Source organism: Kribbella sp. NPDC006257, assembly GCF_040613535.1.
Lineage (GTDB): Bacteria > Actinomycetota > Actinomycetes > Propionibacteriales > Kribbellaceae > Kribbella.
The window spans coordinates 83868-96225 of sequence record NZ_JBEXSJ010000013.1 but is presented as its reverse complement, the minus strand read 5'-3'; the positions used below and the strand labels follow the sequence as shown (position 1 = coordinate 96225).

The following is a 12358-nucleotide window of genomic DNA, read 5'->3' as shown; positions in this document are numbered from 1 at the left end:
ATGGCAGTCCTGACCACAAGCGCGGCGACCCGGTCGGCCGGATCCAAACCGGTGGGAATGCGCCGGCTCAGCCAGTTGAACTGGTTCGGTGGGGCGGCGGGCTGGCTCTGGCTGGTGATCGTCCTGGTCCCGCTGTACTGGATCGTGGTGACCAGCTTCAAGGACCAAAGCGCGTTCTTCACCCAGAACCCGTTCGCGCTGCCCACTGATCCGACCGTCGAGAACTACCGACTGGTGATCGAGTCCGATTTCCCGCGGTACTTCCTGAACAGCGTGATCGTCACCGCGGGCACGATCCTGCCCGCGGTGGCAATCTCCTTCATGGCCGCCTACGCCATCGTGCGAGGCGCGGGCAGCCGCCTGCTCGCTGGAGTCAACGGGCTTTTCCTGATGGGGCTGGCGATTCCGCTGCAGGCGACCATCATCCCGGTCTACCTGCTGATCATCAGGATGCACCTGTACGACAGCCTGCTGGCACTGATCCTGCCGTCGATCGCGTTCTCGATCCCGCTGTCGGTGCTGGTGCTGACGAACTTCATCCGCGACGTACCGAAGGAACTCTTCGAGTCGATGCGGGTGGACGGCGCGACCGAGTGGGGAATGCTGCGCAAGCTCGCCCTTCCCCTGACCCGGCCCGCGCTCGTCACGGTCAGCATCTACAACGGGCTCGGCGTCTGGAACGGGTTCCTGCTGCCACTGATTCTCACCCAGAGCCCGGACAAGCGGACGCTTCCGCTGGCGCTGTGGACCTTCCAGGGTCAGTACAGCGTCAACGTGCCCGCGGTCCTGGCGTCCGTCGTGCTGACCACTCTTCCCATCGTCGTCCTGTACGCGCTCGGGCGCCGGCAGTTGCTCAGCGGACTCACCGCCGGCTTCAGCCGATAACCATTCCCGGGCCAGCCGAACCCTTCCCGGACCCAGCCGATAACCGCTGGTCCCAGGCCCAGCCGAGCACCACGCTTCCCGGGGCCAGCCGATCACCACTCTTTGTTGGAGGAACACCATGACCGACTTCGCGCCCACTCGCGAGGACAAATTCTCCTTCGGGCTGTGGACCGTCGGCTGGCAAGGCGTCGACGTCTTCGGCGGTCCGGTCCGGCCGGTGCTCGACCCGGCCGAGGCCGTTCACCGGTTGAGCGACCTGGGCGCCTACGGCATCACGTTCCACGACAACGACATCTTCCCGTTCGGGAGCTCGCTCGCCGAACGGGACGCGCACCTGAAACCGTTCCGGGCGGCGCTGGAGGAGACCGGTCTCGCCGTGCCGATGGTGACGACGAACCTGTTCGCCCACCCGGTGTTCCGCGACGGCGGGTTCACCAACAACGACCGCGACGTCCGCCGGTACGCGATCCGCAAGGCCGCCGATCAACTCGACCTCGCCGCCGAACTCGGCGCCTCGACGTTCGTCGCCTGGGGTGGACGCGAAGGCGCCGAGTCGGGCGCGGCCAAAGATGTGCGGGCCGCCCTCGACCGGTACAAGGAAGCCTTCGACGTGCTCGGCTCCTACGCGATCGAGCAGGGCTACGACATCCGGTTCGCGATCGAACCGAAGCCGAACGAACCGCGCGGCGACATCCTGCTGCCGACGATCGGCCACGCGCTTGCCTTCATCGAGACACTCGAACACTCCGACCGCGTCGGGCTGAACCCCGAGGTCGGCCACGAGGAGATGGCCGGGCTGAACTACGCCCACGGGATCGCCCAGGCGCTCTGGCACGGCAAGCTCTTCCACGCCGACCTGAACGGCCAGCACGGTCCCCGCTACGACCAGGACCTCCGCTTCGGCGCCGGCAATGCCCGCGGTGCCTTCTGGACCGTCGACATCCTCGAGCACGGCGGCTACGACGGTCCGCGCCACTTCGACTTCAAGCCACCCCGCACCGAAGACATGGACGGCGTGTGGGCGTCCGCCGAAGCCTGCATGCATAACTACCTCGTACTCCGGGCGAAGGCCCGCGCGTTCCGCGCCGACCCCGAGGTCCAGCAAGCTCTCCTCGACGCCCGCCTCGATCAACTGGCCCAACCCACCCTCGGCCCGGACGAAACGATCGCCACCCTCCGCACCGACACCTTCGACCCGGACGAGGCGGCCGCCCGAGGGATGGCCTTCGAACGCCTGGACCAACTAGCCCTGGACCACCTCTACGGCACCCGCTGAAACGAGCCCCCATCGCTCATCAACATTCGTGTCGGTGGGGGCACTTAGGGTGTTGGGATGACGCTGACGGAGCGGGGTCTCAATCGGGCGACGTTGGGGCGGCAGCTTCTGCTGGGTCGCGAGCCGCTCGGGGTTGCCGAGGGGACCCGGCGGATCGTCGCGATCCAGGGCCAGCAGGCAGCCTCGCCGTACATCGCGTTGTGGAATCGGCTGGACGGGTTCGACCCCGAAGAGCTCGACGCGGCCTTTGCCGGGCGGGAGCTGGTGAAGGCCACCCTGATGCGGTTCACCTTGCACGTGGTGCATCCGAGTGATCATCCGGCGATGCACAAGGCGATGCAGCCACAGTTACGGTCCCGTCTCGGAGATGCCCGGTACACCGAGACAGGGCTGACCCGGGAGCTTGCCGAAGCAGTGGTCGAAGACGCGCTGGAGTTCGTGGCCGAGCCACGGTCGAACGCCGAGGTCGAGGCCTGGCTGCAACAGCGGATCGAGACGGACCCGAAGCGGATGTGGTGGGCGCTGCGGACCTTCCTGCCGGTGCTCCACGCACCCACCGGTGGTCCGTGGGCCTTCGGGTACCGGCCGTCCTACATGTCCTCGACCACGCCACACTCCCCGTTGGACAAGGCCGCCTCCGACATCGCCTTGCAGAGCCTGGTCCGGCGGTATCTCGAAGGCTTCGGCCCGGCGTCCGTGGCGGACATCGGGCAGTTCGGCCTGATCCAAAGAGGCCGGGTGAAGCTGGCCATCGAGGCACTGGGCGACAAGCTGGAGAAACTCGAAGGGCCCGATGGCAAAGCGCTGTACGACGTACCGGGTGGGTTGAGGCCCGATGAGGAGACTCCGGCGCCGTCGCGGTTGTTGCCGATGTGGGACAGCACGCTCCTCGCGTACGCCGACCGCAGCCGGGTGATCCCACCGGAGTACCGGAAGATCGTGATCCGGATGAACGGGGACACCCTGCCGACCCTGCTCGTCGACGGGTACGTCGCCGGCGTCTGGCGCACCGTGGACGACGGGATCGAGGCGACCGCCTTCCACAAACTCCCGGCCAAGGTCTGGAAGGAGCTGGGCGTCGAGGCCCGCGCGCTCACCAAGTTCCTCGCCAAGCGCGACCCGCACCCCTACAGCCGCTACCACCACTGGTGGCCCAAGCTCCCCGACTACGAAACCCGGGTACTGCGAGCCCGTCGGTAGCGATGTCAAAGAGCGTCAACGGGTTCCGACCAAGCGCTGACAGCCCCCAGCGAAACGGAGACCCCCAGTGGACTACAACCAGTACTGCGACCAGCTCGTCGCCCAGGCCGCCCTGCTGAACGAGCATCTGGCGGACGCAGACCTCAGTACGCCGGTCCCCTCCTGCCCGGGTTGGAACGTGGGCCAACTCGTCCGCCATGTCGGTGGAGCGCACCGCGAAGCGGAGTACGTGGTCCGTCACGGGCAAGCACCGGGTGACGACGACTTCCGGGACCCGACCCATTTCACCGACTCGGACCCCGAAAAACTCGGCGCCTGGCTCGTCGAGGGCGCCCAGCAGCTGGCAGCCGCGTTGCGCGTCGCTGGGCCGGACCGGGCAGTCGCGACGCCGGTCGCCGACCAGAGCACCAAGTTCATCGCCCGCCGGATGACCCACGAGACGGCGATGCACCGGGCGGACGCGGCGCTCGCTCTCGGCCTGGAGTACGCCGTGGAGACCGAGGTCGCCCGCGACACCCTGGACGAGTGGATGGAGCTCGGCGCACTGCCCCTGCATTTCGAGGTGCATCCGTGGATGCGCGAACTGCTCGGCCCGGGCCGCACGCTGCACTTCCATGCCACCGACACAGACGCCGAGTGGCTGGTGGATCTCACCGGCGACAGGATCGTCTGGCGGCATGCTCGGGCGAAGGCAGCCGTGGCCGCCCGCGGGACGGTCCTCGACCTGTTGCTCGTCATCTACAAGCGCCGGCCGGTCGAAACGGTGGAAGTCATCGGTGACGCGGACCTCCTCGACTTCTACCTGGAACGGGTCAGCTTCGGATGAGCGCCTGAACTTTGTCGACCAGGTCGACGTCCCACCGGACGTGATCCTTGCCTACCGCAACGTCGCGGCGGCATTTCCGGAACTCGTCCGTCCACCAGGAGGCTGAACCAGCGTGCCGGCGTCATCCGATGGTCGTAGTCCAGTATCCGGCCGTGGTCGTTTGATCTCCGGGCGTCAATACGATGGAGTATCCGTCGTGACTCGCCCACGCTTGCATGAGATCGACCTGCTCCGGATCATCGCCGCGGTCGCCGTGATGACCTACCACTATCTCTTCTCCGGGTACGCCGGCGGTCTCTCACCGCTGTACTTCCCGCATGCCGACCCGATCGCCCGCTACGGGTACCTCGGCGTCGACCTCTTCTTCACGATCAGTGGCTTCGTCGTGCTGCTGAGCGCCTGGGACCGGCCGCCGAGGTCCTTCCTGATCTCCCGGATCGTCCGGCTCTACCCGGCGTACTGGATCGCCGTGACGGTGACCGCGATCGTGTCGGTGGCGTTCAGCAAGGGCAGATTCCCCGTCTCCATCGGGCAGTATGTGGCCAACCTGACGATGTTCAACTCGCTGCCGAACATCGAGAACGTCGACGTCGTCTACTGGACGCTCTGGGCCGAACTCCGCTTCTACGCGATGATCCTTGTCCTGACCTGGATCGGCGTCACCACCAAGCGAGTGACGATCTTTCTGTGGGGCTGGCTGGGGCTCACCTTCATCTACGAGACCGGCGTTCTCCCGCACGCGGCCGACCTGGTCCTGAACACCCAGTTCTCGCACTACTTCATCGCCGGTATGGCGCTCTGCATGATCTACCGCAACGGCCCGAGCCTGCAGTCGCTGGCCATCTTCGTCATTGCCCTCGGCAACGCGATCCCGCGCGCGATCGGGTTCGCCGACCGGGTCGGCGTCCGCTACCACACCACGATCCACAGCACGGTCGTCGTCGCCATCGTGCTCGTGATCTTCGCGATCATGCTGCTGGTCGCACTCGGCAAGACCCAGAATCTCGCCAAGCCCTGGTTCGCGGTCCTCGGCGCGCTCACCTACCCGCTGTACCTGGTCCACGCGCACGTCGGCTTCATCATCTTCGAGCGGGTCGGCCCGCACGTGAACGCGATCCTGCTCGTCGTCGCCACCATGGCGTTGATGATCGGCGCGGCCGCGGCCCTGCATTACGGCGTCGAAAAGCCGCTCGCGCCGCGGCTCAAGAAACTTCTCGAAAGGATGCCCCAGCGGGCGAAAGTCACTACCTGAAATACCGTGGATTCAGGCACCGAATGACCTCACCGGAGCCAGCCGAAACCCTTACCCTCGGTAGTGATAACGGGTTGATATGCCGAATCTCCGCCGAAACTCTTGCACGCAGCGTGGCGGAATGCCACAGTCAGCCCTGGGGATCCGGGGGGCGGGTCTTTGGGGTGGGATTCTCGGTCACTGGGGGGTGACGCGCCGTGTCGGTAGACGACGTCGTTGTCACACGCGTGCCTGAATCCACGGCTACGCCACATTCCATTCAGCACGCCTCACCTACGGGAACTCCAGCAACGGCTCGGCATTTCGCCGGGCCTGGTCCTGTTCTCTGAATCTGGTTGGTGAGTGATTGTGTCCCAGCTCTTCGCTCGATCGTTTCGCGGTCGAAGGCGGCGTGTCAGTCTGCTGCTTGCCGCGTTGGTTGCTCTTGTCCCGGCGTTGACTCTGACCGCTGTCCTCGCACAGTCCGCGTCGGCGGCCGCTGGGCAGATCTCCTTCGTGGCCGGCACCAGTAATGGCGGGAACCGGACCGCTCATACGGTCCGCGTCCCGGCGACCGCGCAGGCGGGCGATGCGCTACTGCTCTACCTCACCACCAACGAGACCGCCAGCGTCATGAGCGACACGGTGACCGGCTGGACGTTGCTGCAGTCCCGCAACGGCAACGGGGTCCGCGGCCGGCTCTGGTCGAAGATCGCGACCGCGGCCGACGTCAACGCCAACGTCACGGTGACGACCAGCGTCGCGGCCAAGTCCGTGATCGGCGTCGCCGCGTACCGCAGTACCGGGAACGCGTCGGTGACCGCCTCGGCGGTCGGCGGCAGCGACGCCTCGTCGACCAGCCACACGGCTCCGGCCGTGGCGGTGGCCGATACCAACTCCTGGCTGGTGAACGTCTGGTCCGAGAAGTCCTCGACCGACCTCACCTGGACGCTGCCGGCCGGTTCGACCCAGCGGGGCACCGCCGCGACCACCGGCTCGGGCAAGATCAGCTCGGTGATCGCCGACTCGGCCGGCCCGGTGCCGACCGGTACGGCGGCCGCCAAGGTCGCGACCACCAGCGTCGCCACCTCGCGCGACGTGCAGTTCTCGATCGCGCTCAGCCCCGGTCAAACCGCCGATCCCGTGAACCAGGCGCCGCACGCCTCCTTCCTCTCCAGCTGCAACGGCCGGCTCTGCGGGTTCGACGCGTCGGCGAGCACCGACCCGGACGGGAACACCCTCACCTACGCGTGGAACTTCGGTGACGGCCAGACCGGCACCGGCATCAACCCGAACCACACCTACGCCAGCGACGGCCCCCGCACGGTGACCCTGACGGTCAGCGACGGCAGCCTCACCGACACCGCGACCGGCACGGTCAACCCGGTCGCCACGGTGACCCAGGGCGACATCTCGTACGTCGGTGCCGCCAGTACTGCGGGCAACCGGCAGTCCCACTCGGTCAAGATTCCGACCACCGTGCGGACGCAGGACCGCCTGCTGCTCTTCCTCACCACCAACGACACCGCCAGCACGATCACCGACACGGTGGCCGGCTGGACCCTGCTGCAGTCCCGCGACGGCAACGGCGTACGGGGCCGCGTGTGGACCAAGCAGGCCACCGCTGCCGATGCCGGTAGCGACGTCACGGTCGACGGCAGCGCGCTGACGAAGTCCGTGATCAGCGTCGCCGCGTACCGCAGTACCGGTATCGCCACTGTGTCCGCATCGGCCATTCGCGGGCTCGACGCCTCTTCCTCCAGCCACGCCAGCCCGGCCGTCACAGTTGCCAAGGGCAACTCCTGGCTGGTCAACGCCTGGTCGGAGAAGTCCTCGGTCGACCAGACCTGGACGCTGCCGGCCGAGGCCACCCAGCGCACCACCGCGGCCTACACCGGCACCGGCAAGGTGAGCTCGGTCGTCGGCGACTCAGCAGGCCCGGTCGCGATCGGCACCGCCGCCGCCCGGACCGCGACCACCAGCGCCGCCGCCTCGCGCGACATCGACTTCTCCGTCGTGCTGGACCCGGGTCCGGACCAGACGGCGACCAACGAGCCGCCGATCGCGGACTTCACCTTCGGCTGCGCGACGATGACGTGTGAGTTCGACGGGAACCGGACCTACGACCCCGACGGCGACGCGCTGAGCTACACCTGGAACTTCGGTGACGGCCAGACCGGCACCGGCGACAGCCCGACGCACACCTACGCGACCGTCGGCACCCGCACCTTCACCATGACGGTCAGCGACGGCACCCACACCGCCACCAAGACCGGCACCGCCGTTACGACGGCCAAGGACCCGGCGCCGGGGCACACCCGGATCGTGCCGGACATCCCGCGCACCAACATGCCGCTGATCAGCGACGGCGAGATCTGGGACATCGAGGTCGTCGGCAACCGCGTGTACGTCGCGGGTGGCTTCACCTCGATCCGTAACCAGGCCACCGGCAACACCACGAGCTACCCGCAGGCGAACCTGGCGGCGTACGACCTCACCACCGGCCTGGTCGACGCGAACTTCCGGCCGACCTTCGGCGGCGGCGGAGTCGAATCCGTCGAGGCCTCACCGGACGGCACCAAGCTCTTCGTGGCCGGCAACTTCAACGCCATCAACGGGGTGACCAAGCGAGGCGTCGCCAGCCTCAGCCCGACCACCGGCGCACCGGTCACCACCTTCACGGCCAACACCGACATCAAGGCGACCGAACTGGCCGTCACCAACTCGACGGTCTACATCGGCGGCCGGTTCAGCACGGTCAACGGTGTCCCGCGCAGCGCGCTGGCCGCGGTCAACTCCAGCACCGGCGCGGTCCGGACCGACTTCGTCAACAACATCACCGGCGGGATCGGCAGCAACGGCGAGCTCACGGTGCAGCGCCTGAAGCTGACCCACGACCAGGGCACGCTGATGGTGGTGCACACCGGTCGCCAGGTGAACGGCCAGGACCGGTACGGCGTGGCGCTGATCAACACCCGGACGAACAAGCTGTCGCCGTGGCGCACCCGGCTGTGGGACGACAACCTGCAGTTCGTCGGCGGCATCCAGCGTATCTACGGCGGCGACATCTCGCCGGACGACTCGTACTTCGCGGTCACCAGCGGTTCGGGCGGTGACCGGCCGCCGATCAACGACACGGTGGTCGCCTACTCGCTGACCGGCACGATGGCGGACAACGCCCAGCCGCTGTGGATCGCCCGCAACTTCGACAGCACCTACTCGATCGCGATCTCCGAGCAGGCCGTCTACATCGGTGGCCACTTCGCCTGGAACGAGTCGCCGACCTCGTCGCAGCCGTGGCCAGGTCTGGACGACGTCGGCTACGGCACCGGCCAGGGCCTGTCCGGCTACGGCCTCGGTGACGCCGTGGTCCACCGCGAGCACATCGGCGCGCTGAACCCGGTCGACGGTACGGCGCTGCAGTGGAACCCGGGATCGAACTCCTTCGAGGGCAACAAGGCGATGGAGCTGACACCGCGAGGACTCATCACGGGTGGTGACGCCACCACCCAGGGCGAGTACAACGTCGGCCGGCTGGCGTTCTACGACTTCAACTCGGTGCCGGCGAGCAACGGGGTGGAGACGACCATCACCGACCCGATCGAGGGCCGGGTCAAGCCGATCAACACCGAATTCACGATCACCGGCAACGCCTCGGCCAACCAGGGCCGGACCGTGCAGCGGGTCGAGGTCGAGATCCAGGACCGGGACAGCCGCCGTTACCTCAACGACGACCTGACCACCTGGGGATCGACCACCAGCAACACGATCAACGCCACCCTGGTGTCGCCGAACGCGGGCTCGACCGACTGGTCGCTGCCGCTGACGATCCCGCAGAACCGCGCACTGAAGGTGCTCGCCCGCACGATCGCGAACACCAACGCGGCCGACAACTCCAAGGCGACGAAGAAGTTCGAGACCTTCGGTACGACGGACGCGCCGCCGACACAGACCATCACCGGGCCGACCACCAGCGTCGTCCCGACGACCACCTTCACGATCACCGGCCGTGCTACCGACGACCTGGGCGTCAACTCGCTGAGTCTGACGCTGCGTGATCCCAACAACCGCTACCTGCAGAACGACGGCACCGTCTCGCCGATCTACAACTCGTTCCGGATCACTCCGGACGTCGTGGGTGGCACGAACACCACCTGGACCTACGAAGTCACTGTGCCGAGCGAAGGCACCTGGCAGGCACAGGCCCGAGCCACCGACACCACCGGTCAGTCCGCTCTGGACACGGCCGACCGGTCATGGATCGTCTCCGACACAGCGAACCCGCCGACCGTCACGATCACGGCACCGGTCGCCATGACCCCACCGCTCACGGTTCCGGCCGTGACGGTGGCACCGGGCGGACAGATGACCTTCTCCGGTACTGCGAACGACGATGAGCAGCTCGACACGGTAGAGGTCCAACTCCGCAACACCAGCACCCGCGAGAACCTGGGCTCCGACGGTACCTGGGGTGTGAACGTGCTCGCGGGCTCGTACCGGGTCTCGCCGGTACACATCAACGCGACCAGCTACAACTGGACGTACACCACGCCGTTCAACCTGACGCCAGGGACGTACAGCTTCTCGGTGCGGGGCACCGACCAGCTGGGCTTGTCCACGTCGTCGACCAACCAGGGCCGGCTCACGATCAACGCCCAGATCCCCGGTGACAATCCACCGGACACCACGATCACCCCGACCGGCACGATCACCGGCCTCCAGGTGCTGCATCTCGACCTGACCGGCTCGGCGACCGACGGCCAAGGGGTGGCCGAGGTACGGGTCTCGCTGCGGGACAACGACACCAGTCGCTACCTGCAGCCCAACGGCACCATGTCGGCCAACTTCGCCACACTCCCGGCGACCCTGGCCTCGCCAGGCGCTACGAGTACGACGTGGACGCTGCCGGTCAACCTGCCGACCCAGGGCGACTGGTCGGTGACGGCCATCGCCTTCGACACCGTCGGGCAGCAGGACGGGTCGAGCACGGGCGCGACGTCGAGGTACCCGATCTATCCGGGTGACACGCCGCCGGTCCTGAACGAGTCGCTGCTGACCCCGACCGAGGGCACGACCTTCTCGGACGGCAAGATCTTCATCAGCGGCCGCGCCGAGGACGACCAGGCGATGCAGCGGGTCGAGATCGGCATCGTCAACTCCCTCGGCCAGTACATGAGCTCGTCCGGCACGTTCACCAGCACGAACGCCAGCTGGCGGACCGCGTTCCTGACAAGCCCCGGTACGCCGGGTTCGAACTTCTCGTACACGTCAGTCGTCATCCCAGACGGCGCCTATACGGTCCGGGTCCGCGGAGTCGACTCGCACGACTTCGTCACGGCGGTGCCGTCCGAGCGGCACGTGACGGTCACGCACCCGGCGAACAACCCGCCGGTGGCGGCGTTCACCACCTCGTGCAACCAGAACGTGTGCACGTTCGACGCTCGTAGCTCGACCGACGAGAACCCGACGTCGCTGACGTACTCCTGGAACTTCGGCAACGGCACCGGTACCGGACCGCTGCCGACCAGGACCTACACCAGCGCCAACACCTACACGGTCACCTTGACGGCCACGGACGAGTGGCTGTCGACCTCGACGGCGACCGCAACCATCACGATCACCGAGCCGACCAACAACGTGGCTCCGGTCCCGGTGATCAACCCGCCGGTCTGCTCCGGACTGGTCTGTAACCTCTCGGGTGCCGGCTCGGCCGATCCGAACACCGGTGACACCTTCACCTACCGCTGGGACTTCGGCGACGGTACTGCGGTCAGCACGACGCAGGCCCCGAACCACACCTTCCCAGCAGCAGGCACCTACACCGTCACTCTCACCACCACCGATGGCTGGGGCAAGGCAGCCACCATCACGAGGCAAGTAACCGTCTAGCTCATCAGCTAGCCAAGGGGCGCCGGTCCAACGACCGGCGCCCCTTCTCGTGTAAATGAAGTGCTGGTTGCTGTGTAGCTCGTGTAGGCATGGGGCATGCATGACGACCAAGTGGACGTGACCACCGAAACGGTTGCGACCCTCATCCAGGAACAGTTCCCGCAGTGGAGCGGCAAGCCCATCCGTCTCTTGTCGTCGACCGGGACTGTCAACGCCGTCTTCCGCATCGGGGACGACCTCTCCGCCCGGTTCCCCCTGCGGCTGGCCGATCCTGCCAAGACGCTGGCGGTTCTGGAGCAGGAAGCCCAGGCAAGCGCGGAGCTGGCGCAGGTGTGCCGGTTCCCTGTCCCGGAACCTGTTGGCTTGGGAAAGCCGGGAGCGGGCTACCCGATGCCCTGGTCGGTGCAGACCTGGCTGCCGGGAACAGTCGCCTTCGAGGCCGATCCGAGCGGCTCGGACGACTTTGCCGAAGACCTCGCCGCCTTCATCGCTGCCCTGCGGGACGCCGACACGCGAGGCCGGTCTTTCCGCGGTCAAGGTCGCGGCGGCGTTCTCACTGACCACGACGAGTGGATGGCGACGTGTTTCGAGGAGAGTGAAGGGCTGCTCGACGTGGATCGCCTGCGCCAGATGTGGAGCCATTTCCGGGAGTTGCCACGCAAGGGCGCCGACGTGATGACCCATGGTGACTTGATTCCTGGCAATGTCCTGGTGGCGGGTGACCGGCTGAGCGGCGTACTGGACACCGGCGGCTTCGGTCCGGCCGACCCCGCTCTGGATCTGGTCGGTGCCTGGCACCTGTTGCAGTCAGGGCCGCGGGAAGTGCTTCGACGCAGGTTGGCCTCTGACGATCTGGAGTGGGAGCGCGGCAAGGCCTGGGCGTTCCAGCAGGCGATGGGCCTTGTCTGGTACTACGCCGAGACCAACCCGACGATGAGCGCATTGGGACGCCGGACGCTCGACCGCATTCTCCAGTGATGCCCTTCCCGGCACGCCGCGGGCAGCGTAGTGTTGGATTATGTATACAGATGAACGGTATGCCGGATGGAAT

7 protein-coding genes are annotated in these 12358 nt (G+C 67.0%); all 7 read left to right on the top strand.

From position 1 onward, the window contains the following. The 7 genes from ABZ004_RS18000 (at window position 1) to ABZ004_RS17970 (ending at window position 12285) form a co-directional block, all read left to right on the top strand. Window positions 1-885 carry a carbohydrate ABC transporter permease gene (locus tag ABZ004_RS18000; protein ID WP_355680992.1) on the top strand — a complete coding sequence of 295 codons (885 nt, stop codon included), beginning with the start codon at window positions 1-3 and terminating at the stop codon, window positions 883-885. A gap of 118 nt (window positions 886-1003) precedes the next feature. Next, window positions 1004-2161: a xylose isomerase gene (xylA, locus tag ABZ004_RS17995; protein ID WP_355680991.1), complete on the top strand. Its 1158-nt coding sequence runs from the start codon at window positions 1004-1006 to the stop codon at window positions 2159-2161. 57 nt (window positions 2162-2218) lie between these two features. Further along, entirely contained in the window at window positions 2219-3361 is a 1143-nt protein-coding gene (locus tag ABZ004_RS17990; RefSeq protein WP_355680990.1) for a winged helix DNA-binding domain-containing protein, read from the top strand. A 67-nt stretch (window positions 3362-3428) separates the two neighbouring features. Then, window positions 3429-4187, top strand: a complete 759-nt coding sequence (locus ABZ004_RS17985; RefSeq protein ID WP_355680989.1) for a maleylpyruvate isomerase family mycothiol-dependent enzyme — start codon at window positions 3429-3431, stop codon at window positions 4185-4187. Window positions 4188-4383: 196 nt separating this feature from the next. Next, entirely contained in the window at window positions 4384-5439 is a 1056-nt protein-coding gene (locus ABZ004_RS17980) for an acyltransferase (protein WP_355680988.1), read from the top strand. Between the two features lie 435 nt (window positions 5440-5874). Then, on the top strand, window positions 5875-11307 hold the full coding sequence (locus ABZ004_RS17975) for a PKD domain-containing protein (protein WP_355680987.1): 5433 nt from the start codon (window positions 5875-5877) through the stop codon (window positions 11305-11307). A gap of 96 nt (window positions 11308-11403) precedes the next feature. Further along, window positions 11404-12285, top strand: a complete 882-nt coding sequence (locus ABZ004_RS17970) for an aminoglycoside phosphotransferase family protein (RefSeq protein ID WP_355680986.1) — start codon at window positions 11404-11406, stop codon at window positions 12283-12285. Window positions 12286-12358: the final 73 nt, after the last annotated feature.